This is a genomic window from Mesorhizobium humile (assembly GCF_033977215.1).
GTDB lineage: Bacteria > Pseudomonadota > Alphaproteobacteria > Rhizobiales > Rhizobiaceae > Mesorhizobium > Mesorhizobium humile.
Window position 1 is genome coordinate 22,822 of sequence record NZ_JAVIIV010000001.1, and the last position, 24,509, is coordinate 47,330.

The following is a 24,509-nucleotide window of genomic DNA, read 5'->3' on the forward strand; positions in this document are numbered from 1 at the left end:
TTCCCCCTCTCCGTCTCGGCTTCGCCGAGCACCTCTCCCCCGCTTTGCGGGGGCGAGGAACCCGGGGTTGCGGAGGCCTCGCCCCCTTGGCGTTTCCTCGCCCCCGCAAAGCGGGGGAGAGGTGGATCGGCGCGCAGCGCCGAGACGGAGCGGGGGCTGCGCTGCCCTATGCGATTTGCCCGACTTACTGTGCCGGCTTCATGGCGTCCGTCGCCGGCTTCATCGCATCTGCCGGCTTCATCGCGTCCGTCGCGGGTTTCATCGCCTGGGTGCTCATCGCGTCGGGCTTCATGGCGTCGGCCGGTTTCATCGCGTCCGTCGCCGGCTTCATGGCGTCGGTCGCCATCGCGTTGGCTGGCTTCATGGCGTTGGTCGTGTCGTCGGCGCGGGCGCCGGCCACGAAGACGGCGGCGGAAAGCGCGAAGGCGAGCGCCGGCAGCGTGAGGAACTTGGTCATGATAGTCTCCTTGGGTTTTGGCGCGCGCGTATGCGGGCCTTGGTGAAGCGTTGCCGCTCCAATGCGGCCCCGCGCGAAGGGAAAAGAAAGATCAGTTGGCGGCCGCGGCCAGGATCGGCCCGCCGCCTTGCGCCTGCACCAGCACCGCGGTGCTCAAGCCGCCCGTGGCCGCCGGCAGCGGCAGCGTGGTCGCCGCGCCGTGCCAGCTGCCGAGCTTTGTCAGCGCATGCACGACATTGGCGTGCGGCAGCGTGCGGCCGGTGTTTTCGCCGCGCGCCACAGGCACCTCGACGACGCCTCTCGTGTAGCGCACCAGCCAGATGTCGGCGCCGCCGCCCGGCGCCTTGCCGGCGCCGATGCTGACCTTGGCCTTGTCGAGCGAAAGCTCGGGGCCCCGCGTGTGACCGCCTTTGGCGATCAGGCTTTGGATCTCGCCCGGCGCCGCGCCGACGGCATCCGCGCGGCCGTTCACCACCACTTGCGGCGTGAACGGCCCGTCATGGCCGAGCGACGGCTCGTAGGTCACCTGGCGGTCGGTGAACTCCTTGCGGCCGAACGTGTCCTTCCAGCCGAGGTAGTCCCAATAGGTGACGTTGAACGACAGCGCCAGCACGCCGGGCTGGTCCTTGACCTTGATCAGGTTGGCGTTGGCCGGCGGGCAGGACGAGCAGCCCTGGCTGGTGAACAGCTCGACCACGGTCAGCGGCTGCGCGGCCACCGCGCCTACGCTCGCGGCAAGCATCGCGCCGGCGAGCAGGCTTGTCTTCAATCCGGTCATGGGAAGCAGTCTCCACTGTGGGGTCATGCTCCCATTTCGCCGCGGCGAAGAGGTTCGTTACAGCTTCACCGGTTTGTGATGGGGGCAGCGCTTCCCCTTCTCCCCTTGTGGGGTGAGAAGCGGTCCGCGTTAGCGGACGAAAAGCCAATTGCTTGGCTTTTCGAGCTTCGAACGCCCTGAGCTAGCGAAGGGCCGGGGGTGGCTCGGCGCGCAGCGCCGAGACGGATGAGGGGTGCTCCAGCTTGGCGTCGAGGTTGACCCAGCTCACCGCCAGGGCTGCAAGCCAGCATCTTTTACATACGCGATAATCGTATCACAGACGCCGTCCATATCCTTCAGGACATCGTCGTTCCAAAAGCGCAACACCCGAAACCCTTTCGCCTTCAGCTCAGCTCCGCGAGCCAAATCCGATTCCGAGTCCGCGTGCTGGCTACCGTCAAGCTCGACGATGAGACGCGCCTCGAGGCAAGCGAAATCGGCGACGTATTTTCCAATGGGCACTTGCCGGCGAAACTTGATCCGATCAAGCCTACGGTCGCGCAGCTCCTGCCATAGCTTGTGCTCCGCTTCCGTCATTTCACGACGAAGCGTGCGGGCAAAACTGCGTTTGGCTTGAGTGACGGGTTGGTGCGGCATTGCGCCAGATTAGCTGGACGCTGAGCTCCGTCCAACACCCCTCATCCGTCTCGGCGCTGCGCGCCGATCCACCTTCTCCCACAAGGGGAGAAGGAGAGGGCGTCCTACTGCGTCAGCACCGTGTTCGACGGGCGCTGGTTGTAGTCGCACTTGCCTTGCACCGTGTAGAAGAAGTCGGCTTGGGAAGTGCCCACGGAGACGGGCGTCGGCACCGCGCTGCCGCCGTCTTCCCAGGCCTGGTAGCCGGTCTGGCCGCAGGGCACGGCGGTGAAGATATTGACGGTCTGGCCGGTCGCCACCTCCGGCATGTCGGTGGCGCTGGTGCCGATATAGAGCCGGTTCGAGGTGGTCGGGTCGTTGGACTTCAGCACCTTCGGGTTGCCCGACGGCACGTCCATTTCGAGATAGAGCTGGTCCATCTGGCTGACGTCGATCACCGCGCCCGCGCCATTGGCGGGGGTGAATGTATCGACGCAGTAATAGCTCGTGCCGTAACCGTCGGTCTGGATGGCCGTCCCGGGCGGCACGCTCTTCTGCAGGCTCTTCAGCGTGCCGGTGGTGCACGCCTGCGTCTGCACCGTCGTCGAGGTCGACCCGTTGACGGTGTTGACCACCGTGGTGCCGTAGCCTTTCGGATCGCCATAGCCATTATAGGTGTAGCTGATCGTCATCAGCTTCTGGGCGGTGGTCTGGCCGAACTTGGTGCCCCACAGGATCATCGTCTTCGCCCAATAGCCCGACACCTTCGTCACCTTGAACGTGGTCTGCACCAGCGCCGGCGTCTTGCGCACCGACGCGCCGACGCCGACCTGCACGGTGTTGATGCGCGCGACCTGCATGAAGGTGGTCGGCATCGGGTAGGTGGCCGTGGCGGTGAAGGTCGCCGTGCCGAAACTGTCGACATTGACCCCGGTCAGCGTCGCCGTGCCTTGCCCGGCATTGGCGGCATAGGCCTGCTGCAGCGACGTCTGCCGGTCGGAGAAGCTTGTCGTGGTGGGCAGCGTGGTGACCGAGATGATTGCGGCGTCGAGCGCGTTCTGCATGTCGCTTCGGGTCGTCACCGCCGAGGTATAGTCGACCGAAAAGCCGATTGCCGCCACGATCGGGATCGTCAGGATGGCCATCATCGGCATGATCGAGCCGTCGCGGCATGCGAGGAATTGCCTTAACGTCTCCGCAAGCCGGAATTTTCGCGCAAAACTTGACATTCTGGGGGCCTTCGTCGTCTCGGGCAGCAAGTCGGTCTACCATCCGGAGCATCCGCCAAAGCGGTGCATGAATGTTTAAGCGCGTTTGAATATTTCGTGAGCGGGATGTGATGGGGGCGCCTTTTTCCTTCTCCCCTTGTGGGAGAAGGTGGCCGCGCAGCGGCCGGATGAGGGGTGCTCCAGGGAAAGCCGACGGCTCACTCCGCTGGAACACCCCTCATCCGTCTCGGCGCTTCGCGCCGATCCACCTTCTCCCACAGGGGGAGAAGGGGAAAAAGGCGTTGCGCTTGCCCCTCAACCCCGCCCCTGCTAAAGCGCGCCGCATGACGACGCCCCTCGACCACATCCGCAATTTCTCCATCGTCGCCCATATCGACCATGGCAAATCCACGCTTGCCGACCGGCTGATCCAGCTCACCGGCACGCTGGAGGAGCGCGACATGAAGGAGCAGATACTGGACTCGATGGATATCGAGCGCGAGCGCGGCATCACCATCAAGGCCCAGACCGTGCGGCTGAACTACCGCGCCAGGAACGGCGAGGACTATGTCCTGAACCTCATCGACACCCCCGGCCATGTCGACTTCGCCTATGAAGTGTCGCGCTCGCTCGCCGCCTGCGAGGGCTCGCTGCTGGTGGTCGACGCCTCGCAGGGCGTCGAGGCGCAGACGCTGGCCAATGTCTACCAGGCCATCGACAACAACCACGAGATCGTCGTGGTGCTGAACAAGGTCGACCTGCCGGCGGCCGAGCCCGAGCGCATCCGCGAGCAGGTCGAGGAGGTGATCGGCCTCGACGCCTCCAACGCCGTGCTGATCTCGGCCAAGACCGGCCTCGGCGTGCCGGATGTGCTGGAGGCGATCGTCCACCAGCTGCCGCCGCCGCGCGAGGGCGACATCAACGCGCCCTTGAAGGCCATGCTGGTCGATAGCTGGTACGACGCCTATCTCGGCGTCATCGTTCTGGTGCGCATCATCGACGGCGTGATGAAGAAGGGCCAGACCATTCGCATGATGGGCACGGGCGCAAAATATCTCGTCGAGCGCACCGGCGTGTTCAAGCCGGCCCGCGTCAATGTCGACGAGCTCGGCCCCGGCGAGTTCGGCTTCTTCACCGGCTCGATCAAGGAAGTGGCCGACACCCGCGTCGGCGACACCATCACCGAGGATCGCCGCCCGACGCAAAAGGCGCTGCCCGGCTTCAAGCCGGCGCAGCCGGTGGTGTTCTGCGGCCTGTTCCCGGTCGACGCCGCCGATTTCGAGGACCTGCGCGCCGCCGTCGGCAAATTGCGCCTCAACGATGCGTCCTTCTCCTACGAAATGGAAACCTCCGCAGCGCTCGGCTTCGGCTATCGCTGCGGCTTCCTTGGCCTGCTGCATCTGGAAATCATCCAGGAGCGGCTGGAGCGCGAGTTCAACCTCGACCTCATCGCCACCGCGCCTTCCGTCGTCTACCGCCTGAACCTCAATGACGGCTCGGTGAAGGAACTGCACAACCCGGCCGACATGCCCGACGTGGTCAAGATCGCCTCGATCGAGGAGCCGTGGATCCGCGCCACCATCCTCACCCCCGACGACTATCTCGGCGGGATTCTAAAACTCTGCCAGGACAGGCGCGGCATCCAGGCCGATCTCTCCTATGTCGGCAAGCGCGCCATGCTCACCTACGATCTGCCGCTCAACGAGGTGGTCTTCGACTTCTACGACCGGCTGAAGTCGATCTCCAAGGGCTACGCCTCCTTCGATTATCATCTGACCGATTATCGCGAGGGCGACCTGGTCAAGATGTCGATCCTGGTCAACGAGGAGCCGGTCGACGCCCTGTCCATGCTGGTGCACCGCACCGCGGCGGAAAAGCGCGGCCGCGCCATGTGCGAGAAGCTGAAGGAGCTGATCCCGCACCATCTGTTCAAGATTCCGATCCAGGCCGCCATCGGCGGCAAGGTCATCGCCCGCGAGACCATCTCGGCGCTGCGCAAGGACGTCACCGCCAAATGCTACGGCGGCGACGTGACCCGCAAGCGCAAGCTGCTCGACAAGCAGAAAGAGGGCAAGAAGCGGATGCGCCAGTTCGGCAAGGTGGATATCCCGCAGGAGGCGTTCATCCAGGCGCTGAAGATGGGTGATTGAAACGAACCGCTGCGTTCTACAGCTCTATTGACTAAGATGGCATTTCGTATCCGAAAAGATCGTCATCGTCGTCTACCTCCATTGGCGCATTAGCTTCGGCAAACTTACGAATTTCCACTTGCTGCTCGATGCGATTTCGTCTTGGCGCGACCCGCGAAGACAGATTAACGTTACCTTCAATCCATTCCTTAAACACTGTCATACCCAAGAATCGAGTCCGATTTAGTGCAGACCGCTGAATCGTCTGGAGATCAATAGCGGCGGTAAGGTCATCATCAACCCTCTCATAGTATTCATATAGCATCATATTGGCAAAAACAAAAGCACCGAAGTTATCCTCCGAAATGGCGTCCATAGACGAATCGTCATATTGATAACTCTTATGAAAATAGATTGCAGATCTACCCGAAATCTCCAAGTTGACAGTGCCAGCCTGGGTAGAGCAACGCTCCCAAACCAGTTGAAATAGATACATCAATGGGTTTTGTTTTGCCGAGAAAGCCGCTGCCGGTTGACCTAAAACGAGATCAATTATCTTCCCTGAATCCGTAGCACGCATATCGAAATCGCTGTCGCCACGCCGGTTGGGCCGCCATAATCTAAGCCCAAACTTCTGTGCTAAATTCCAATCGGGCTCACGGTCCAGGTCGACGATTAGCTTAACGATGTAAGGTGATGATCCCTGCTTGGAGCGGAGACTTGGGATGAGATACTCATCAATAAATGAAGAAATGTCAGGGTCGTTGGTATGGCCATAAAGTGACTCGTAGACTTTCTGCATCGCTCGGATGTTTTCCAGACGGGACACTGCGCTCAATTTCTGGATAGTCGGCGCTAGGATCACAGGACGCAGCGGACTTTTTGTTCGAAGCAAGCTCGCAAGGGGCTCGTAGATCGCACTTTCAAGCGCTTCTTCGGAGATCGCCTTCGACAGTTTCGTCAGCGTGGCGGCTTCAGGAAGCAGGTACTCTAATGAAGCGGCTGCAAAGGAGATGACCCCGTGCCTCCCGCGGCCATTCTTCTCAACTTCGCTAGCAAGCAGCTGCCCGGCCGTAGTTGCGGCATTTCGCTTGTTTCTCACCCGCGCCTGTAGAGCAAGATGGGATGAGAGAATCCTTTGACCGCCCTCCGTATGAGGCAATATATGTCGAACGAGTTCCTCAGTCTTTTCGTATTTTGCTTCAAGCCACCGAGCATAGAAGAATTCCAAGAAAGTTCGATGGGTAAATTCGAATATGCCCTCGCCAACCTCGTGCAAAATCCATGCCCGTCCAGTCAGGTGTTCGACGAGTTTAGATGCAGCTTCTGATGCTCGGCCCTCCTTGTTGTCCACGTAGTCGTTGCGAAAGAAGCGTTTAGCTTCCGCCTCCAGAGCGCCTTTGCTAAGTCGGCCCCCGAGCGTTTCATCCTCGAATATCACGGAAGCAAGATGCATCAGCAGGTCATACAGGCGGTAGCGTTCCGGTAGCGTCGGATTAATATTACGGAAACTATCCCATCTGTCGAAAAGTAAGTCGGCACAGGAAGAGTACAGGTCAAAACGATTATCCGGTATCTCTCTTTTTTTTGAATGTATAATAATAATTAGGGTCAGCAAAAGCGGATTAGGTATCAATTCCAACGCTTTGTTCCGAGCGTCCTGAATAAAGGCCGGGAACTGCGTGAGGGTGTTCGCCTGCCCCTTGGAAACTATGTGCTTGTTTACATTATGAAAAAGTTGCTCCATTCCTTCGTGTGTCAGGCCGCGCACGACGTGGTGATCGAAATTTCTGACCGGCGTCGTCTCATATCCGACTATTCGCGAGGTTAGGAGGAATCGACTTAGTGGATACCGGTCGCAAAAGTTGCGAACCTTTTTCACGATATCTTCGCGGTTCCCCAAACTTAAAACCTCATCAAGACCGTCAAAAACCAAAAACAGCCGGCCAGTTCCAAGCAAGTAGTGAACTATCGCCGATATTCTTTCGATTGGAATGCCTGGCGTCGATTGCGAAACCTGCTCAGCTATATATCCTAGGAAAGTGACAGCTTTATCCTGGTCCCAAACGGCAACGTAGCTCCGTAATTGTAGGAAAAAAGGAATTTGTGCATCGCCGCCTCGGAAGGCTCGAGCGACCTCCAAGCAAAGTTTTTTGGATAACGTGCTCTTTCCCCCGCCGGGGTCGCCCAAGATCACGGATCGCTCAATTTGCTCAAGAAGGATATGCCACTGGGTCGCAGGCCGAAGCGGATAGAAATGGTAATGCCGTTGTGACCCGTATCGGACCGCATCTTGATAGGTCCCCAAGTGCTCGACCGGGGTCGATACAAACATCTCGTCAAGATCGACGCGGAGAACTTCTCCGGAGGCTCCGTGCACATCTATTTGGGAACAGAAATTCTCTGTCTCGTTGACGAGTGATTCCGCAATAAGGCGTTGATCATCGGCCTCAATAAATGGGAGGTGTTGAGTGCCCCCACCCTGTCCCTTGTCCGAAAGCGACTGAGCTATCGACACTTCGGTCCTCCGCACTCGTTCCTCCGTACGAGAAGACTGCTCGATCGACCGTAATCGAGGGCGAAGATTGAGGCTTTCGCTGTCTGCCAAGCTTGATGAAACAGACCACAAACGTTCCGAAAGAGAAGGATTTGAGATGGCTCCATCACCTGAGAGCTCCATCTCGAGCCGGTCAATTAGCCGACGCGCGAACTTTGGATCGATTTTGGTAACAGCAGCGTCTAACAAATGGTCTAGCAATCTCGAAGAGGAGACAGTGCTTAGGACGCGATAGGTGGTTTCGTTTAGGAGGCCAGCAGAACCAAAAGCTTGCATCAAGTCTGATTGTAAGCTGCTCTCAGTGCTTATACGAAATTCGGCAGATCGACGTATCAAATACCGGCGAGACAGGCGCGATACGATGTAGTTGCTGATTTTTTTGGTAATCGCATCGAGTCCGGCTGCTGAGGCAATAGCGGAAATTGTCATAGTCCCCCCAAATCTCGGCGGCGTAGTTGCGCAAACCCAGTATATATTGTTGAAGGTAACGCTACGATAATTTGCCGCTAGAAAGCAATCGAGTGTGGCCTTTAATGTGATCGGGGCGTAATTCCTGTAGACGTAGCAGTTTGGAGAAGTGCTGGCTCTGCGCTATCCTCTCCCCAGCTTGGGGAGACATCGCATGCGCTCCACCTCGGATACCGTCGCCGCGATCGGCCTCGCCATTGGCGGCGCGTTGGGCATGGCGGGCACTTTCGTCGGCAGCGATGCGCTGCGCGAGACGCTGTGGACCATCGACGGCGTGGCGATCGTTGTCGCCGCGGCGCTCCTCACCACGAAATACCAGCGGATCGGCAATGATCTCATCGCGGCCGGCTTCCTGACTTTCCTGGCCGGCGAAAGCCTGCTTCTGGCCGGCAATGCGGCGGGCCTGCAGGCGAGCGTACCTTCCTATGCCGGCGGCATTGCGCTCTGGGCGGCGGGGCTGGTCATGGTCAGCGCCCAAAACACCTTCGCGCTCTGGATGCGGCTCACCGCTCTCGTCTCGGCTTTGCTCTTCGCCCTCTCGGTCCTGATGATCCTGTGGGGCGCGCCGCTTTTGCCCACCTCGTCGCCGCTGCCGGCGCTTGGCTATCCGTTCCTGGTCCTCACCTTCATCGGCTGGATCTGGACGCTGCTGAAAATGGAGCGTTGAGTGGGAAGGCGATGGCCGCGCCGCTCGAAATCCGCAACAGCCCCTCGGGAAAGATCCTCCCCGCCCTCGGTCCATTTCTGCTTGGTGGCATCTTCGGCTTCGGCGTGCTGCAGGGCGTGGCGTCGGGCGCGGATGGCGGGCATGTGCTGTGGATCGCGCTGCTTAGCGCCGCCTGCCTGGGGCTCGGTGTCTTCATCGCGCGCGGCGCCTTCGACACGTCGATCAAGGTAACTTTGGACCAGCGCGGTTTCCGCGATAGTCGCGCCGGCGACGTGCTGGTGCCGTGGAACAAGGTGCGCAGCGTGCGGCTCGCCGCCGGCGGCAAGGGCGCGGCGATGCTCAATTTCGAGCTCACCGAGGAGCCGCCCGACGCAATCCGTTACTCCTCCGCCAACGCCTTCGGCCTGATGCCCTTCGGCAAGACCACCGTTCACATGGAGATCTCCTCGCTCGACGTGCGCGGCGAGGATCTGGTGGACGCGGTGAAGAAGTTCGCGCCGCATGTGGTGGTGAGAAGGTAGGACTCCCCCTTCTCCCCTTGTGGGAGAAGGTGGCCGCGAAGCGGCCGGATGAGGGGTGTTCCAGCGGAGTGAGGCGTCGGCCATGCGCACGTTGCGGCGAACGTCTTCGCCAAGCTGGAGCACCCCTCATCCGGCCGAGCTTCGCTCGGTCACCACCCGGCCCTTCGCAGGCTCAGGGCGTTCGAAGCTCGAAAAGCCAAGCAATTGGCTTTTCGTCCGCTAAAGCGGACCGCTTCTCACCCCACAAGGGGGAAGGGGAGGTCGCGCGGCTTCGCCACCCGTGCTCTACTCCCCTCGGGGACCTCGCCATGATTCGCGCTCTGCTCGCCGCTCTTTTCCTCACCTCGCCGGCCTTCGCCGCCGACATGTCCGTCTTCGTGCGCAACCAGCGCTCGGATGGCGTCGCGGTGGAGCTGTTCAGCCGCGACAGCCAAAAAGTCTGGCCGGGCGACGACAAGGTTTTCCTTATCCGGCCGAAGGCGCGAAAGTCCGTGCCGATCTCCTGCGAGCCGGGCGAGCGCATCTGCTGGGGCGCCTGGGTGGTCGGCAACGACCAGGTCTCCGCCGGCGTCGGCCCCGACAACGACCAGCCCTGCGACACCTGCTGCTTCATCTGCACCGAGCATTCGACCGAGACTGTGGATCTGGCGGAGTAGGCCGGGCGCTGAAGCTGCGTTTCACCGTTTCACGGAAACGGCGAACCGCTCTATCCCTTTGTTTTTACGCAATTCCGGAGGGAAGGCTACGGCGAAGTCGCCGAACCTGACCGCTCACACTTTTCCTGGATTGCTCCAGGCGGCCACCTCGAAACCAGCTTGACGGATCTCCATCTACCTTCTAGTAGGTAGGCAAAAACCAAAGGAAGATTATCGTCATGTCTGCACAAACGAGCGATCAGAACCGCGCCCGGTCCTCAAATGTCTGGCTCAAAAACTACTATTATCTGCGCTTTGCCGTATCGGCTGCCTGGGTCCTGATGGCCGTTACCGTCGCGAGGACAGTCCCACCGCTCGCCGCTATCATGCTGGTCGCCTACCCTCTATGGGACGCGCTTGCGAACTACGTCGACGCGCGGCGCAGCGGAGGGCTTCGCGGCAACGGATCGCAGCTGCTCAATTTCGTCGTCAGCATCATCACCGCGATCGCGGTCGCCATCGCGCTTGGCCGCGGCATGAACGCGGTGCTCGCGGTCTATGGTGTCTGGGCCGTCGTCGCCGGCGCATTTCAACTGCTGACGGCGGTGCGCCGCTGGAAGACCAACGGCGCGCAGTGGGCGATGATCCTGAGCGGCGCCCAGTCGGCGCTGGCCGGCCTCTTCTTCGTCAAGATGGCGGGCGGCGCGGAAGCCATCGGCATCGCCAATGTCGCGCCCTATGCCGCGTTCGGCGCCTTCTACTTCCTGCTGTCCGCCGTGTGGCTTTCCGTCGGCGATATGCTTCGCAAGTCGCGACAGGTCGCGAGTTGAGCTTTCTTCCGCCGGGCGTTAGGCATGATCCTGAAAAGTGGGAGCCGGTTTTCGGAGAAAGATCATGCCCCAACAAAAAGTTGGATCGTGATGGCGATTCAACGAAACGCCATCACGATCTAGGCATGTCCATGGATAAGCCCTCGAACACCGCCGATGACATCCTGGCCGCCGCGCGAAGCTTCATCGTCGCCGGCGGCTACAACGGGTTCAGCTATGCCGATATCGCCGCGGTGGTCGGTATCCGCAAGGCGAGCATCCACCACCATTTCCCGAGCAAGGTCGACCTCGTGCAGACCCTGGTCCGGCGCTACCTCGAGGATGCCGTGACGGGCATGACGGAGCTTGAGCGCAATGTGCCTGGGCCGCCGGAATTGCTGCGAACCTATGCCGGCTTCTGGGCGCAGTGCATCGAGGACGCGAGCAGGCCGATCTGCGTCTGCGCGCTGCTTGCCAGCGAGCTTCCCGCCCTTCCGCCGGAGGTTGCCGTGGAGGTCCGGGCGTATTTTCAGTTTCTGTCGGGTTGGCTGACCGGCGTCATCGAGCGCGGCGCCGCGCAAGGCTCACTGACGATCGCCGCCGCGCCGCGCGTGGAGGCGGAGGCCTTCATGGCGACCGTGCACGGAGCGATGATTTCCGCGCGGGCCTATGGCGACGTCCTGACGTTCGGCATGATCCTGGCGCCGACGCTGCAGAAGCTGATCCCCACGACCGATTGACGTGGGATCGGTCGGGGCGATCTGGCGTGGCTGCGGATGCGGTCCGATTAGAAACGCATAGGTCTAAAGCATGTCTCCCGAAAGTGGTCCCGGTTTCGGGACAAAGACATGCTTAAGATCAAAGACTTAAAGCAGGTTGCGTGAATCCTTTTTCACGCGACCTGCTTTAGGCCGCCTGCGCCATCCGCTCGGCGCTCATGCGATACGAAATCGCCTCGGCGAGATGGATGCGGCCGACCGTCTCGCTGGCGTCGAGGTCGGCCAGCGTGCGCGCCACCTTCAGCACGCGGTGATAGGCGCGCGCCGAGAAGCCGAGCTTTTCGCTGGCGTCCTTGAGCAGCGTCAGGCCGGCACTATCGGGCTTGGCGATCTCCTCGATGATCGAAGGCGGGCAATGCGCGTTGGTGGTGGCGCCGGCTCCCAGTCTTTCCAGCCGCTCGCGCTGCATGGCGCGCGCTCGCGCCACGCGCTGCGCAACCGCGCTACTCGTCTCGGCCTTGTCCGGCCGGATCAGGTCGCTTGCCGAGACCGCCGGCACCTCGATCCGAAGGTCGATGCGGTCGAGCAGCGGGCCGGAAATGCGCGCCTGGTAGTCGGTACGGCATCGCTCGCCGCGCAGGCAGCGATAGCCGGGCTCGCCCGACATGCCGCAGCGGCACGGATTCATCGCCGCCACCAGCTGGATGCGCGCCGGATAGGTGACGCGGTGGTTGGCGCGCGCGATCATGCAGTCGCCGGTTTCCAGTGGCTGGCGCAGCGCGTCCAGCGTCTGCGGCGTGAACTCCGGCAACTCGTCGAGGAACAGCACGCCGTGATGGGCGAGCGAGACCTCGCCCGGACGCGCGCGCAGACCACCGCCAACCATCGCCGCCATCGAGGCGGAGTGATGCGGCGCGCGGAACGGCCGCCGGTCGGTCAACTTGCCCTCGCCAAGCTCGCCGGCGACGGAGGCGATCATCGACACTTCGAGCAGTTCCTTCGGCGCCAGCGGCGGCAGTATCGAAGGCAGGCGCTGCGCCAGCATCGACTTGCCCGAGCCGGGCGGCCCGACCATCAGCATGGTATGGACAGAAGACCCTTCACCCTTGTAAGGCATTCGCCATGAACAAACATACCCCCGCCACCGCGCCCGCCAATCGATCCAAGGCCTATTCCTATGTGCGTTTCTCCACCCCTGAGCAGCAGAAGGGCGACAGCTTCAGGCGGCAGACTGAGGCAGCGAGGCGCTATGCTGATGTCCACAACCTCGACCTCCAAGAAGCGACCTATCAGGACCTAGGCGTGTCGGCCTATCGTGGCGCGAACGTGGCCGAGACAGGGCGCTTGAGGGAGTTCCTTGAGGCAGTCGAGCATGAGGACATTCCCCGGGGCTCCTATCTTCTTGTCGAAAGTCTCGACCGCATCAGCCGACAGAAGCCGCGCAAGGCGGTTAGGCTGCTTGAGCAGATATGCGAGGCGGGTATCGCCGTTGTCACATTGAATGACGGGCGGGTTTACACCGAGGACAGCTTGGACAGCGACAGTTGGTCCTTGATGGGGGCCATGATGATTGCCATCCGCGCAAACGAGGAAAGCGAGACGAAGGCCCGTCGATTGCGGGAGGCGTGGGCGAACAAGAGGCGCAAGGTCAGTGACAAGCCGCTGTCATCACTCTGCCCCGGCTGGTTACGCCTTCGTGAAGACCGAAAGGGCTTTGACGCTATCCCGGAGCGGGCCAAGATTGTGCAGCGCGTGTTCGACATGACGCTAGCAGGCATGGGCCAGCACGCCATTGCCGAGACCCTCAACAAAGAAGGCATCCCGGTGTTTGGCCGAGGTAGCCATTGGCATCGGACCTACGTCAACAAGATGCTCGCCGACGCCTCGACCATCGGAGCTTTCACGCCCCATCGCCTTGAAATCGTGGGGGGGAAGAAGCGGCGCATTCCGACCGAAACGGTAGAGGGCTATTTCCCGGCAGTGGTCGACCGCGAGGTGTTCGAGAAAGTCAACGCGATGTCGAGTGCGCGGAGCGTCAAGCAGAACAACGGCGCGGGTATGGCCAACATCCTTGCTGGGCTGGCCAAGTGCCCGAAGTGCGGCGCGACGATGACCCGCGTGAACAAGGGCGGGGAGAAGGGCGGCAAACCCTACTTGGTCTGTACGAAGGCTAAGGCCAGGGGCGGCTGTGACTATCGCCACAAGGTTCGTATCGACGGTGTCGAGGAGGCAATCATCAGGAACGCCGGATGGCTGAATGCATCGCTGCCGGCAACCGACGAGGCGTTGCAGATGCAGTATGAGGGGGCGACCAACGCTGAGATGGCGGCGAGCGATGAGATCGAGAATGTGGTTGAGGCTATCGCGCGAGGAGGGCGTTCGGCGGCTTTGCTCGATCGTCTCCATCAGAACGAGGCAGCACGGGAAGACATCCGGCGCACCATTGCTGACCTTGAGCGGCGCATAGCGGATACCCTCACAAACCGCGTTCAGGTGACCGCAGCGCAGTTTGTTGACGCGGCTGAGGTCGAGAAGCGAGACGTGGCCTTGATCAACGCGACCCTGCGGCAGCTCTTCAGCAAGGTCGAGGTGGATTGGCCGAGCGGTCGCCTGTGGTTCCACTGGAAACACGCGCCCGGGGAGACGACCGGGATCATGTATGCGTGGCCGAAAGAGGACGCTTGAGTTCCGTTACGGAAGCGAGGGTACCACCGGGAAATCCCTGTCGTGCTGTCCACCGATGTAGCAGCAATAGCTGCCCTTGAAGCCGATCTCGCTCAATAAAATTCGCGTGATAAGTTCGCGCACCAGAATGATGCGGTCCCAGATGTCGATCTCCTCAGGCAACACGCCTGTATGAACGAGCGTGTTCCGGAGCTTCACGAGCGACACTATCACGTCCATCCCGAAATCCTCACGCGACATCTTGTAATGATCGAACAACCCGTCAATTTTGGCCGACAATGGCTTTTGGTTAATGCCCTTGATCCGCTCCTTGAAGATTTCGTTTTGACTTGCGGTAAGGTCGGGTTGCTGATCGACCACGTCCAAGAGCTTCTGCCGGAGCCCCTTGAAGGTCGACTTGGGAACAGTGCTCCCCTTCTTTGCTGGTAGCACCGTTTCAATGATCGTTTCCAATGCGGTCATCGCGGTCAAGAACCGAACTTCATCCGCTGTCGAGCCGCTTTGCATCCACCGCAATCCGATCCAAATAACTTCGGGAACTGGACCTTTCTCGAAGTAGCGACGCACCAATGCCGCAATGAACGGGCCATGGTTCAAGAAGTGCTGGACAGATAACTCCTGCTGATAACCGACACCGCTGTAGAATGTGGCAGTCAAGGTGTTGCCCTCGACGTAGTCCACTCTGGGCGTCTGGAGGCGCGCGCCGTGGGCGAAAGCGAGACCCTGATGCATGTAGCGCAAGAATTGATCTGCATCGGCGACCCAACCTGCGCCAGGTGCCTCGCTGGGCGCCTCTAGCGTCACGCACCCAGACATCTCGTCCGCGCGGGAACCGTCAGAGGACCCCCAGACGGCCAAGATGCCCAATGGCGTTTTGACAGGTGAGTTCCTGAAGGACGAGAAGCCACGAAACCAAAGCCTCAGAAGGGGCCTAGGCGTAGTCTTCTTCATGGCTTGAGAGACAGTAGCGGTCAGATAACTCACTTCTATGAAGTGGCCATCATCGTTCACGCTGTATCCCGCCATCGACAAGGTGTCGGATGTGATGCGGTCTCCCGACTTGGTGCGTGCATCGAGGCTCAAGCGCTCACTGGGCAGTCCTGGCTTACCGAATGTCTGGGCGAGAAGCAGGAAGCTCTGCCCACCCAAAGCGTCGAACTTGAACCGCAGTCGGCAATCGGCCTTCGCGGAGAGCGAGAACCGAACGTCGACAGGCTGACCACGAGCCAACAGCGTACCGCGATAACGCCTCTTCTTGAGGACCATCCGGTCGGCTCGCTTCCTTCGCTTCAGGACCGGTTGAGCGGTCTTATCCATGATCTATCCCACCTTCAGGACGCACACCACGGCCGAGGCGTCGGCGGGCAGCTTGTAGCTCCGCAGACAAATGGCACGGCCAAGCCTTCAGAAATGAGCACATCGCCCACGTCTTGCCCGTTGGCGAACAGCGAGCCGCAGCTTCTCCCATAGTTGCAGCGGTCGGTGCCCTCAGTGCCAGCCGTGCAGGAGCACGGGATCATTTCCAATTCGAGCTTGGCGGACGCGACAAGTTCTGTGAGGCGCGCCTTTGCTCGCCGCCCCAAGTCTGCCTCAACAGGGCACCTCGGCTCGATGCTCTCGGGCGCATTGAAGCCTACCAGACGGGTCCCCTTCGCAGCTCCGTCGAGGCGAATGGTGTCGCCATCCGTGACTGTGAACTGCGATCTTGCGAGCGGCACCCGGTCTCCTGTGGCTGATCTCGCGAACGACGGCATGGAGGGCCAAGAGATGTGCCCGCCCTTCTCGATGTGCGAATAGATCAGAGACCCGACGACCAGCGCCAAGGCGATACCGAAGGCTCTGGTGAACCTCGCCGCCAAATACCGGGCCTCTCGAGCGAGTGGGCTTCGTGAGCGGCGTGGTCGCCAGCGCGACGACGATGGAGCCCTGTTCAGGGGCGAATGTGATGGTGCAGAGGGGCTCGGCGATGTCGGACCTATGATCTCATGGAGCCTCGCCCACTGTTTCGCGCTCAGCCGTGTGCGTGGACCGTACTTGACCAGCCGGTCGCGCATGTCGAGCAGGAAATGCCGCTGCCATTTGGTAAGGCGGCCGCGAACAAGTGCAGCCTCGATGCGAGACCTTAGATCGTCCTCGGGCTCCATTCAGATTGCCCCACGCCTCCCCGACAATACCGGGTAGCCGGCCGGCTGTGAATAGGGGCGGAGGAGCCTACAGATAGATAGCCTGTGCAAAGGCCTTGCTCTAAGTTGAAGACCTCCCCGCTGGACAGTACCGTATGGCGCTTAGCTTTGGGGTAGGGGCTGCAAATGGGCGTCGTAAATAAAGAAATACCACTCGGTTCCTACACGGTCTCAATCGAGAGTGTGCGGAAGATTTACAAGGGCCTCCAACGCACTGTAGACGAAGAGGCCGACCTTGCGCTGGCAAAGTGGGAGTTGCTACCCGACCAAACCAAGGAGCAGTCTGAGGCTCAAAAAAAGGAAGTCCGGGCGAAGGCGTTCAAGGTCACTGTCAGCCTCTATGCTGAAGATGGCTCCCGCACCTATGGAGAAACTGAGGAAATCTTCGATCTTCCTGAGAACGCCCCTTTTGTCACGAAGATCTACATGACAAATCAAACCGCGTTCAAGGCGATTGCAAACACCAACCCAGCGAACTTGTTCGAGCTGATGCTTGATTTTTCGCAGCCCCCGCTCCTCGACGCCAACAACGTCGTGTCAAGCCCTACCTACAATGCAAGCAAACTGACCATTGGCAGCGTGCGCGAGGGTTGGCTTGCAGGCACCGAGAAGATCGTTCTGAGCCATCTCGACAAGCGACACAGGTTCAGGACCCGACTTCATGCGCCGTTCGCTTACGACCACGGATTGATGGCCTTCGGATTTCCATTTGGTTTCTATGCCTGCTGGCTGGCATCCGACCTCGTGGACAAATGGACGACCAACAATCAATTTTTGAGGACCGCCGCCTATGTCTACATCGTCGTCGCGAGCCTTTGGGTTTACCGGGTTCTATTCGGTTACACGAAATGGGCTTTCCCTCTTGCCGAACTGAAGGAACAGCGCAGCCGACCGAAGGTCCATAGAGCGTTCTGGTGGGGGCTGGTCGCCCTGCTGGCGGGGAAGGTCTTCTGGGATTTCTTCGACCCGTACCTATCCATTGCGCACTGGTTTGGAACGTCAATCCCGTGACGGGGCGAGAATATTTTGGACCAAAAGTTCGCGCGGGGGATCGGATAACCGGATTGCGCGAGGACCCCCCGCGCCCCCGTTCGCTCCAACAAACGAAGCCTGAGGAAATCCAAAGGATCGTCCAATCGGGTGCGGCGCTTGGGTTGTCATTTTGTACGGCTACCACCTCGGCTCCGGCTGATAGGCCATTTGTGAAACGACTTTCGTCGCGTCGCCGCGCCTTCCGTACCGCCCGATCAAGGCCTTCTCGTCGTCTTCCGAAACCGAACTAACGCGGTAGAGGTTCCACATCTTGTCCTTCGTTGGCGAGAGACGGTACGTCCTGCCATTGGCCCGGCAAAACCAATGAGGAGACTTCTGGAGCTGGGTCCACCTACAGTCAGCGCCTGATAAGAGACGCTCTTCGCGAGCTATTCGGTCCTCTTCACGCAATCTCTTATAGCGTTCCTCCTGCTCGACCCGAAGCCGCTCCTCCTCTTGTTCTATGTGGTCTCTGAGTAGGCCGATGATGGCCGGAAGCTCGGTGCCCTCGGCCGTTTGCTGCTCGTAGATTGCTAGACATCCTGGGCGAAGCTCCTCTTTTGGGTACGAGAAGTATTCCTCGTCCTCGAACGCTCTGAGGCGCTGGCCGACATCTGTCGTCGTAACCTGTGGCCCCGGCATCTCGTTGATGAAATCGCGCAGAGCCTCGGTTGGTATCCAACATCCCAGGGCGGATTTGAGAAGGACTTCGCGCTGCCCGTCCCACTTCCTCCAAATCGAGTTGCCTCGGTCAATTCGCCTAACGATCTCCTGGGCTAATCTGATCAGCGAATAGGGGTCGCGGATGTGGCGCAGGGACGGGCTCCTCACGTAAGCAAAGAGGAGTTCCTTAACGATCGAAATGCGTTCGTCTTCTCTCATCTGACCATCCTCCTCAGCGTAGCTATCCGATTAAGGCCTTGCCGTGGCGTTGTTTTGAACGGCCCAGTCGCCAAGTCTCTTTTGGGTGTGCCCTTCCCGAACCGGGTCTGATCTGGTTCGACAAATGCCCCTTGACCACTCAAAGCGAACCGCCTATTACAGAACCAGTCAAATCGAACTGGAGGGCACTATGACATTCATTCGAGCCTACCTCAGGGCCTCGACCAAGGAGCAGGACGCGGGACGGGCGCGTGGCGACCTTGAAGCGTTCTGTCGAGAGCGGGGCCTGACCATCGCCGCCACCTACGAGGAGAACGAGAGCGGCGCATCGTTGCACAGGCCGGAGCTGTTCCGGCTGCTCAGGGACAGCAAGCCGGGGGACATCCTGCTTACTGAACAAGTCGACCGCCTGAGCCGCCTGTCGGACAAGGATTGGGAGCAGCTCAAGCGCGAGATCAAGGACCGAGAGGTCAAGGTTGTAGCGCTCGACTTGCCGACATCGCACATGATGCTAAAGACCGGGGACGATTTCACCGGGCGGATGTTCGACGCCATCAACGGCATGCTGCTCGACATGCTCGCCGCCATTGCCCGAAAGGACTACGACGACCGCCGCCGCCGGCAGGCCCAAGGCATCGCGAAGGCGAAGGCCGAGGGGCGCATGAAGGGCCGCCGGGAAGACGTCGAGAGAAACGAGGCTATTTTGAAGATGCTCCAGCGCGGTCAAAGCTGGAGCTCTATCCTAAAGGCTTCGGGGTGCTCTCGGTCAACGCTGTCTAAGATTGCGAAGCGGCTGCCAAGCCAGTCTGCGCAGGACTGACCCGAGGTCTACTCAGGGCCTCCTCCGCCTCCTTCAATATCCATTCCTGACCCTTGAGTGCAGCCTTCGTGCAAAGGTCCCGAGCATCCTTGATCAGTGCCTTGGCCTCTTCGAGGCCCGCCAAGGCAGCCTCACGGGCGAGGAAGGTTTGTGCGACCGCAACGTAAATTGGCTTCTGTTGTTCGCGGAAGCCCTCGATCGCCGTCCTGTAGTGAGCCACACCTGCGGCATGTTCACCCCGGCGCATGGCCAACAGTCCTCGGTTTGCCTCACTCACAAACCAAGTGGGATCGTCGGTCTTGTTGATACACTGCAAGGCGCGCTCGGCATCCCTCAGGCGCCCCAAATGAATAAGGGCGAATGCCCTATTGTTCAGCAACCAAGGTGCGTCTGGCCTGATCAGCAGTCCCTTCTGCGCAATAGCCAAAGCCTCAGTATATTTGCCCATTGCTGCAGCGGTCCCCGAACCAACTTCAAAGGGTCGGATGGAATAAGGCTCTGAGGCGGACCATCGCTCACATGCCTCGGTAACTCCGTCGACCTTCTGTTCTCTCAATAAATGCAGCGCCGTTGCCTCTCCCGCTTCGTTGGTCAACGACAGCCTCTGTGATGGTACAAGCTCGGCGCCGAAGGAGGGCGACGCCCATTCTGCCTGCGCCAGAGAATTGCCTGTCGGATCAAGCAAGCTCTCACGAAAGAAATCCCGCGCTTTCTTTCTCCCCCCAGCCACAAGTTCCAGCGTTCCCAAAGCGCTGGCAAGCTCAGTAGCCTGTCTTGGGCGAAGGTTGCCTGACTTGATTAGTACCCTTCCTTGACCGAAGAAACGCGCCTCGCGGTGCGCCAATTCGGCAATGGCCATCTCTGCGGACATCAACCATGGATCAAAGGGCGTGCGCGCACTCCTGAGGAGAATGTCGTGCGCCAAATCCGGCTCGTGCAAGTGAAGGAACAAACGCGCAGCTGACCGCAACACATGGCGACTATCCGGTGCCAGCTGCAGTGCAACACGCATGGCACGACGGGCGGCTTCCCGCTTGCCGCTGATGACGTCATGTAGAGAGAGCTCGACCCATGCGAGCGGATTGTCGGGATACTCACGCGCCCTGGCGCGCCATATTGCTTTGTCGGCCGTGTCGAGCACCTGGACATCGTCAGGGATGTCGTCGGACCTGCCGGCGCGCTTCAGTGCCAAGGCAGCCAGTCTGCGCACAGGCAGAGTGGCAGTGGACGAGGACGAAAGGAGAAATCGCGCAGCCGCAGCGGCCTCACGCTCGACGCCTTCGACCAGCGAGGCTTCAAGTAGCTCGCCTGCTGTAACGGTGGAAGGATCAACGCGCCAGTTGCCCAGTTTCTCAACCAAGGACGGCACCAAGGCTGGAGGTGCGTATTTATCCGAGGTCGGCGGAGGGGACGAAAGCTCGCCTGCCTCAATCGTCAGCGCGAGACTTCGCCAACGGGGAACTACCCGCCGTGGAACTGAGAAAGGTGACGGGATCATGCAACCCCCGAGCGGGCCGCCACCCGAGCCCGCAGCTCCAACAAGGTCACAGTGTGTGTCAGCTCGGCAATGTACCGCTCGCAGTAGTACTGGTCCGGTCGACCAATGGCCTTCGGGTGCCCGCGCCTCTTTGGTTCCGGGTTGCAGAGCTGTCTCACAAAACCCAATACGAAGCTCTTTACTTCCGCCGGCAACCTGCCTTCGAGCTCCTCAAGAACACGCGCGAACGCCTCCTGCACGTAAGGCAAGACACCGGCGTAGTCGGAACTCCATTTCGTCCAATGATGCTGGGGATCCAGTCGTGCCAATAGCGAACCCGTCATATTTGTGCCTGTGAATAGGAATGCCGCAAGGTTTCCGAGCATGTAGAGGTCGGTCCCCATCCGTCGGGGTACGAAATCAGGAGCGACAAAACCGTAGAGCAGCTCGGGGGGCGCATAGGTTCGATCCCCGGGAAACCGAAGATCGTCATGCCAAATGGAAGCCCCCCGTTTAGATGAGCGACCGAAGTCGGCAATTTTGAAGACACCGTCGTCATACGCGAGCACGTTGGAGGGCTTCAAATCCTGATGAGCGATGATCTCCCGATGAACCTGAGCCAACCCGAGGCAGACGCTTCGTAAGGCTCGCATGCACCAGACGAGGTCTGACGTCTGCGCCTCGTCCATCTGGCAACGAATGTCTCCGGCCGCCTGCTCGAACAAGAGGTAGTAGACCCGCCCCTCAACCTGCCCCAGGTTTGGAACGTCAACGTAGCCATGGTCAATCGCAACGGCTACATGGGAAAGTCGCCGGCCCCGACAATGCTCCAAAACATCCCTCTCGTGCTCATACGATGAGACCAGAACGGCCAATCTCTTCAGCGTGTCCACGCCGGGCTCGAAAGCATCGGAGAAATCAAACGCTTTGACGAACGCTACACGCCCGTTCTTCTCAGCCAAGTAGCTGTTTGAGAATGTCCCACCAGAGCCGTTCGGATTGCGCGGGAGGTTCCGAATAACCCTCCAGCCGTCGCGGAGATCAAGCCCTTCAAGTTGAGCGGACGCCGTCATCTTGTTTCTCCTTTGGCATTCGAAATCGGCTCCACGGCTTCGATGATGGACAGAACCGCCTCATAGCCTTCGGGGGTAAGAAACAGCGCCCGCCTGCGTGGGTCGTCAGCGCGTATCTCCTGACTGACGAGCGGGACGGCCGGCTCTGATGTGTCGCCATGATATCGACCCGTGAGTACCGAGACATAACGGCTTGCTGACGCCTGCGGCGTGGCGGTCTTGTCGGCCAGTTCATTGACCGACAATCCTGGTTCAGCAGCGATGGTCAGGAGGCTGGCCAACAGCTCGAGCTTGAGCCCGGGAAGGGTCGCAATCGCGCCACTGAGGCGCAAGAGGCGCATTTGCTGATCGGGATTGAATGAACGCATGACCACTCCATATTCAATATAGGATATATATCCCTTAATGGGTTTGTATTCAAGGCCGGTTGGTTGGGAGACGCAGGACCGGCGGGGCCTGTCGCAGGGTAAAGGTGATCAGGTGACTTTAAGGCTTGCCGGCGGCATTGCCGCGCTGGTAGACGCCGCCTGTCCCGGTACGCGGGGTGGCGAGTTTGCAATCTCCGGGAGCGCATGGATCAGCTTAGTTCAGCCGCCAGGGTAGAAGGAAGGGAGGTCGAACGCGACCGCCCATTCAATCCCTACCGCTTCGCCGCCTCGGAGAATGCCAAGGACATCGTCAGGGAAGCCATAGGGCTCCTCTCTACCTACGAGGTTCGCTTCGGCCTCAGGCGCAACAAGAGGCGCCCCAAAGATCAAGAGACGTTCGAGCAGACCGTCGAAGCCATACTGTCCGACCTCATCCACGGGCACTTGGTCGGCGGATCAGGCATCTTCGTCACCCGATCCAACCGCGTTCTGGGAGCGAAGAGCCGCTATCGGCCTGCGGTGTACAGTAAAGCGTTTCCGGCCACCCTCGACCTCCTGTCGAAGCCAGAGATGGGCTACGTCGAGCAAGACGTCGCCCCTGACATTCAGGGCGTATCGCGGTCGACTGTCATCCGACCGGGACAGCGGCTTCTCGACCGCATCACCGAACACGACGTTGACCTCGACGATTTCGATACGCAGCAGACCGGCGAGACAATCATTCTGAAGAGGTTGAAGGACCGCGCCAATTTCTGGGATGACGGCGAGCGTCTCGACTACCCGGATGACGGTGCGACCGACCGATACCGTGCGCAGATGGCCGAGATCAACCAGTGGCTCCATGAAGCCGACCTCAAGTTCGACTGGAAGGGTATCGCTTGGCCTCACACGCCGATTTCCCTGCGGGACCGAAGACTGCGGCGGGTATTCACCCAAGGTCGCTTTGACAGCGGCGGCAGGCTGTTCGGCGGGTTCTGGCAACAACTTCGCAAAGACGAGAGACGGGTCGGCCTCCGCATCAGCGGCGAGAAGGCGGTTGAGCTGGACTATGGTCAGGCGGGCGCTCGCATCCTCTACGGAATGGCGGGACGGCAGCCGACCTCACACGACCTCTACCGTCTGTGGGGCTACGTGCAGCAGCGAGAGGGGATCAAGCGTGTCATGAGCGCCATGATCTTCGCCGACAAGCCCCTTGAGAGGTTCCCTCAGTTCACGCGCAAGCTGTTCCGCAGCGGTGACAAGATCGCCGATGTGGTGGAAGCCATCGAGCAGGAGCACGAGCCGATCAGGGATCGGTTCCATCGTGGACTTGGTCACGAAGTTCAGTTCATCGAAAGTCAGATCATGGTGGAGGTATTGCTCGTCATGAAGGCGAGAGGGATCACTGCATTGCCGATCCACGACGCCCTCATGGTCCCCGCGTCTGCAGCTGCGACGGCGAGGGAGATGATGCTCTCGGTCTTCCAGCGAGTGGCGGGTGTCGAAGGAATTGTGACCCAGTCAAAGGCAGAGGCCCCATGACCGATGGTTGTTCATCCTTAGGCTTCGGTACGTCAGCTTCCCTCTCTTCTGTCTCTATGGAGGTATCTATCCTGTCCATGTTCCCCCTCACTTCTCCACCAGTTGGACCTTCAGTGGACCATAGGTGTTCACCCCGCGCTCCCCTTAGGGGGACCCGAGATTGACCGAGAAGCTAATCCGCAGGCGAGAACGCAAAGCTGAGGTCAAAAGCCGGGCGGCAGAACCCAGTTCTATGTTCACACGCTGCCGAGTGGTCGGCTGCAGCAGGCCCGCTCGTGCTGGCACCGGAGACGGCTTGGACACGCGGTTCTGCCGTTCCCATGCTGATCATTACGCGCGCCACGGCAGCCCTTACAAACGCTCCTACAGGGCACGAGAGATCAACCCGTACCGGGCCGCCGCGCTGACATGGCTTGAGGCAAACCAGAATGACACCCATGTGGCCAATGCCGTCGACCGAGTGACCACGCTTTTGCGGACCGCAGGGCCTCACGTAGAGGCTTTCCGGTTGCGTGGGCTGTCACCGCAGGAGCGCGCCAAGGCTGCCTGGGCGAGGCTGCGGAAGGCCGGCATCGACCCGCGCCGAGTGGTCGCCGCTTGGCTGGCCGTCGAGATGATTATCAGCGACGACCCGCAGGCCGAGCGCAAGGCCGAGTTCAAGCAGGTGCAGGCCGCCAAGCTCGTCCATCGTATGGCTTCTGGCACGCACAAGCGGTGGGGCGAGGGGCCGACAACGACCGAACTGCACGTCTACCCGAGACCGCGTGGAAGGGTCCTGCGGCACATGGGCGAGGCGCTGGAGAATGCGTGTGAATTGCTGGTTGAGAAGCATCGACTGCCGTCGCCGGCACCCTACTCACAGAGTATGGAATGATATCAGGGTCGCGCTTTGAAGGGCAAAAGGC

At 60.3% G+C, this 24,509-nt stretch carries 21 protein-coding genes and 1 pseudogene; 11 read left to right on the top strand and 11 right to left on the bottom strand.

Going from position 1 to position 24,509, the window contains the following annotated elements; translation table 11 throughout:
- Nucleotides 1-184: 184 nt before the first annotated feature.
- From RFM52_RS00125 to RFM52_RS00140, 4 genes are all read right to left on the bottom strand, one after another.
- Nucleotides 185-457 carry a hypothetical protein gene (locus RFM52_RS00125; protein ID WP_320293848.1) on the bottom strand — a complete coding sequence of 91 codons (273 nt, stop codon included), beginning with the start codon at nucleotides 455-457 and terminating at the stop codon, nucleotides 185-187.
- 91 nt (nucleotides 458-548) lie between these two features.
- A complete protein-coding gene (locus tag RFM52_RS00130) occupies nucleotides 549-1,235 on the bottom strand; it encodes a DUF1223 domain-containing protein (RefSeq protein ID WP_320293849.1) in 687 nt (228 codons plus the stop codon).
- A gap of 264 nt (nucleotides 1,236-1,499) precedes the next feature.
- Nucleotides 1,500-1,871, bottom strand: coding sequence for an endonuclease domain-containing protein (locus RFM52_RS00135; protein WP_320293850.1), 372 nt, complete (start codon nucleotides 1,869-1,871; stop codon nucleotides 1,500-1,502).
- A 104-nt stretch (nucleotides 1,872-1,975) separates the two neighbouring features.
- Complete coding sequence (locus tag RFM52_RS00140) at nucleotides 1,976-3,079, bottom strand: TadE/TadG family type IV pilus assembly protein (RefSeq protein WP_320293851.1); 1,104 nt, start codon at nucleotides 3,077-3,079, stop codon at nucleotides 1,976-1,978.
- A gap of 323 nt (nucleotides 3,080-3,402) precedes the next feature.
- Between RFM52_RS00140 and lepA the strand changes: the two genes are divergently transcribed.
- Entirely contained in the window at nucleotides 3,403-5,208 is a 1,806-nt protein-coding gene (gene lepA / locus RFM52_RS00145) for a translation elongation factor 4 (protein WP_320293852.1), read from the top strand.
- A 31-nt stretch (nucleotides 5,209-5,239) separates the two neighbouring features.
- Here lepA and RFM52_RS00150 read toward each other — a convergent pair whose 3' ends face one another.
- Nucleotides 5,240-8,173, bottom strand: a complete 2,934-nt coding sequence (locus RFM52_RS00150; RefSeq protein ID WP_320293853.1) for an NACHT domain-containing protein — start codon at nucleotides 8,171-8,173, stop codon at nucleotides 5,240-5,242.
- Between the two features lie 193 nt (nucleotides 8,174-8,366).
- Here RFM52_RS00150 and RFM52_RS00155 point away from each other — a divergent pair, with 193 nt between their 5' ends.
- From RFM52_RS00155 to RFM52_RS00175, 5 genes are all read left to right on the top strand, one after another.
- Complete coding sequence (locus RFM52_RS00155) at nucleotides 8,367-8,879, top strand: hypothetical protein (RefSeq protein WP_320293854.1); 513 nt, start codon at nucleotides 8,367-8,369, stop codon at nucleotides 8,877-8,879.
- A gap of 11 nt (nucleotides 8,880-8,890) precedes the next feature.
- Nucleotides 8,891-9,400, top strand: a complete 510-nt coding sequence (locus RFM52_RS00160; protein ID WP_320293855.1) for a hypothetical protein — start codon at nucleotides 8,891-8,893, stop codon at nucleotides 9,398-9,400.
- A 308-nt stretch (nucleotides 9,401-9,708) separates the two neighbouring features.
- Nucleotides 9,709-10,056 carry a hypothetical protein gene (locus RFM52_RS00165; protein ID WP_320293856.1) on the top strand — a complete coding sequence of 116 codons (348 nt, stop codon included), beginning with the start codon at nucleotides 9,709-9,711 and terminating at the stop codon, nucleotides 10,054-10,056.
- A 218-nt stretch (nucleotides 10,057-10,274) separates the two neighbouring features.
- On the top strand, nucleotides 10,275-10,865 hold the full coding sequence (locus tag RFM52_RS00170) for a DUF308 domain-containing protein (RefSeq protein WP_320293857.1): 591 nt from the start codon (nucleotides 10,275-10,277) through the stop codon (nucleotides 10,863-10,865).
- A gap of 131 nt (nucleotides 10,866-10,996) precedes the next feature.
- On the top strand, nucleotides 10,997-11,584 hold the full coding sequence (locus tag RFM52_RS00175; RefSeq protein WP_320294437.1) for a TetR/AcrR family transcriptional regulator: 588 nt from the start codon (nucleotides 10,997-10,999) through the stop codon (nucleotides 11,582-11,584).
- A 166-nt stretch (nucleotides 11,585-11,750) separates the two neighbouring features.
- Here the strand turns inward: RFM52_RS00175 and RFM52_RS00180 are convergent.
- Nucleotides 11,751-12,650: pseudogene (locus RFM52_RS00180) on the bottom strand (YifB family Mg chelatase-like AAA ATPase); the annotation flags it as partial.
- 35 nt (nucleotides 12,651-12,685) lie between these two features.
- Here RFM52_RS00180 and RFM52_RS00185 point away from each other — a divergent pair.
- Entirely contained in the window at nucleotides 12,686-14,248 is a 1,563-nt protein-coding gene (locus RFM52_RS00185; protein ID WP_320293858.1) for a recombinase family protein, read from the top strand.
- A 6-nt stretch (nucleotides 14,249-14,254) separates the two neighbouring features.
- On the opposite strand, the gene RFM52_RS00190 is transcribed toward RFM52_RS00185, so the two are convergent.
- Nucleotides 14,255-15,565 carry a hypothetical protein gene (locus RFM52_RS00190; RefSeq protein ID WP_320293859.1) on the bottom strand — a complete coding sequence of 437 codons (1,311 nt, stop codon included), beginning with the start codon at nucleotides 15,563-15,565 and terminating at the stop codon, nucleotides 14,255-14,257.
- A gap of 992 nt (nucleotides 15,566-16,557) precedes the next feature.
- Between RFM52_RS00190 and RFM52_RS00200 the strand changes: the two genes are divergently transcribed.
- On the top strand, nucleotides 16,558-17,442 hold the full coding sequence (locus RFM52_RS00200; RefSeq protein WP_320293861.1) for a hypothetical protein: 885 nt from the start codon (nucleotides 16,558-16,560) through the stop codon (nucleotides 17,440-17,442).
- A 159-nt stretch (nucleotides 17,443-17,601) separates the two neighbouring features.
- Here the strand turns inward: RFM52_RS00200 and RFM52_RS00205 are convergent, their stop codons facing one another.
- On the bottom strand, nucleotides 17,602-18,345 hold the full coding sequence (locus RFM52_RS00205) for a hypothetical protein (RefSeq protein WP_320293862.1): 744 nt from the start codon (nucleotides 18,343-18,345) through the stop codon (nucleotides 17,602-17,604).
- 190 nt (nucleotides 18,346-18,535) lie between these two features.
- On the opposite strand from RFM52_RS00205, the gene RFM52_RS00210 reads away from it, so the two are divergent.
- The gene (locus RFM52_RS00210; protein ID WP_320294438.1) at nucleotides 18,536-19,165 is read left to right on the top strand and encodes a recombinase family protein; all 630 of its coding nucleotides are present in this window, start codon (nucleotides 18,536-18,538) and stop codon (nucleotides 19,163-19,165) included.
- On the opposite strand, the gene RFM52_RS00215 is transcribed toward RFM52_RS00210, so the two are convergent.
- From RFM52_RS00215 to RFM52_RS00225, 3 genes are all read right to left on the bottom strand, one after another.
- On the bottom strand, nucleotides 19,122-20,525 hold the full coding sequence (locus tag RFM52_RS00215; RefSeq protein WP_320293863.1) for a tetratricopeptide repeat protein: 1,404 nt from the start codon (nucleotides 20,523-20,525) through the stop codon (nucleotides 19,122-19,124). The genes RFM52_RS00210 and RFM52_RS00215 overlap by 44 nt on opposite strands.
- A gap of 134 nt (nucleotides 20,526-20,659) precedes the next feature.
- The gene (locus tag RFM52_RS00220; protein ID WP_320293864.1) at nucleotides 20,660-21,715 is read right to left on the bottom strand and encodes a serine/threonine-protein kinase; all 1,056 of its coding nucleotides are present in this window, start codon (nucleotides 21,713-21,715) and stop codon (nucleotides 20,660-20,662) included.
- On the bottom strand, nucleotides 21,712-22,083 hold the full coding sequence (locus RFM52_RS00225) for a hypothetical protein (RefSeq protein ID WP_320293865.1): 372 nt from the start codon (nucleotides 22,081-22,083) through the stop codon (nucleotides 21,712-21,714). Before RFM52_RS00225 ends, RFM52_RS00220 begins: the two co-directional genes overlap by 4 nt.
- Before the next feature lie 204 nt (nucleotides 22,084-22,287).
- Between RFM52_RS00225 and RFM52_RS00230 the strand changes: the two genes are divergently transcribed.
- Nucleotides 22,288-23,604 carry a zinc-binding metallopeptidase family protein gene (locus tag RFM52_RS00230; RefSeq protein ID WP_320293866.1) on the top strand — a complete coding sequence of 439 codons (1,317 nt, stop codon included), beginning with the start codon at nucleotides 22,288-22,290 and terminating at the stop codon, nucleotides 23,602-23,604.
- Nucleotides 23,605-23,899: 295 nt separating this feature from the next.
- Complete coding sequence (locus RFM52_RS00235) at nucleotides 23,900-24,478, top strand: hypothetical protein (protein ID WP_320293867.1); 579 nt, start codon at nucleotides 23,900-23,902, stop codon at nucleotides 24,476-24,478.
- Nucleotides 24,479-24,509: the final 31 nt, after the last annotated feature.

Excerpts from the sequence above, each read along its gene's own strand:
- RFM52_RS00125 (WP_320293848.1), bottom strand. The coding sequence starts at position 457 with ATGACCAAGTTCCTCACGCTGCCGGCGCTCGCCTTCGCGCTTTCCGCC.
- RFM52_RS00130 (WP_320293849.1), bottom strand. The coding sequence starts at position 1,235 with ATGACCGGATTGAAGACAAGCCTGCTCGCCGGCGCGATGCTTGCCGCG.
- RFM52_RS00135 (WP_320293850.1), bottom strand. The coding sequence starts at position 1,871 with ATGCCGCACCAACCCGTCACTCAAGCCAAACGCAGTTTTGCCCGCACG.
- RFM52_RS00140 (WP_320293851.1), bottom strand. The coding sequence starts at position 3,079 with ATGTCAAGTTTTGCGCGAAAATTCCGGCTTGCGGAGACGTTAAGGCAA.
- lepA (WP_320293852.1), top strand. The coding sequence starts at position 3,403 with ATGACGACGCCCCTCGACCACATCCGCAATTTCTCCATCGTCGCCCAT.
- RFM52_RS00150 (WP_320293853.1), bottom strand. The coding sequence starts at position 8,173 with ATGACAATTTCCGCTATTGCCTCAGCAGCCGGACTCGATGCGATTACC.
- RFM52_RS00155 (WP_320293854.1), top strand. The coding sequence starts at position 8,367 with ATGCGCTCCACCTCGGATACCGTCGCCGCGATCGGCCTCGCCATTGGC.
- RFM52_RS00160 (WP_320293855.1), top strand. The coding sequence starts at position 8,891 with ATGGCCGCGCCGCTCGAAATCCGCAACAGCCCCTCGGGAAAGATCCTC.
- RFM52_RS00165 (WP_320293856.1), top strand. The coding sequence starts at position 9,709 with ATGATTCGCGCTCTGCTCGCCGCTCTTTTCCTCACCTCGCCGGCCTTC.
- RFM52_RS00170 (WP_320293857.1), top strand. The coding sequence starts at position 10,275 with ATGTCTGCACAAACGAGCGATCAGAACCGCGCCCGGTCCTCAAATGTC.
- RFM52_RS00175 (WP_320294437.1), top strand. The coding sequence starts at position 10,997 with ATGGATAAGCCCTCGAACACCGCCGATGACATCCTGGCCGCCGCGCGA.
- RFM52_RS00185 (WP_320293858.1), top strand. The coding sequence starts at position 12,686 with ATGAACAAACATACCCCCGCCACCGCGCCCGCCAATCGATCCAAGGCC.
- RFM52_RS00190 (WP_320293859.1), bottom strand. The coding sequence starts at position 15,565 with ATGGATAAGACCGCTCAACCGGTCCTGAAGCGAAGGAAGCGAGCCGAC.
- RFM52_RS00200 (WP_320293861.1), top strand. The coding sequence starts at position 16,558 with ATGGGCGTCGTAAATAAAGAAATACCACTCGGTTCCTACACGGTCTCA.
- RFM52_RS00205 (WP_320293862.1), bottom strand. The coding sequence starts at position 18,345 with ATGAGAGAAGACGAACGCATTTCGATCGTTAAGGAACTCCTCTTTGCT.
- RFM52_RS00210 (WP_320294438.1), top strand. The coding sequence starts at position 18,536 with ATGACATTCATTCGAGCCTACCTCAGGGCCTCGACCAAGGAGCAGGAC.
- RFM52_RS00220 (WP_320293864.1), bottom strand. The coding sequence starts at position 21,715 with ATGACGGCGTCCGCTCAACTTGAAGGGCTTGATCTCCGCGACGGCTGG.
- RFM52_RS00225 (WP_320293865.1), bottom strand. The coding sequence starts at position 22,083 with ATGCGTTCATTCAATCCCGATCAGCAAATGCGCCTCTTGCGCCTCAGT.
- RFM52_RS00230 (WP_320293866.1), top strand. The coding sequence starts at position 22,288 with ATGGATCAGCTTAGTTCAGCCGCCAGGGTAGAAGGAAGGGAGGTCGAA.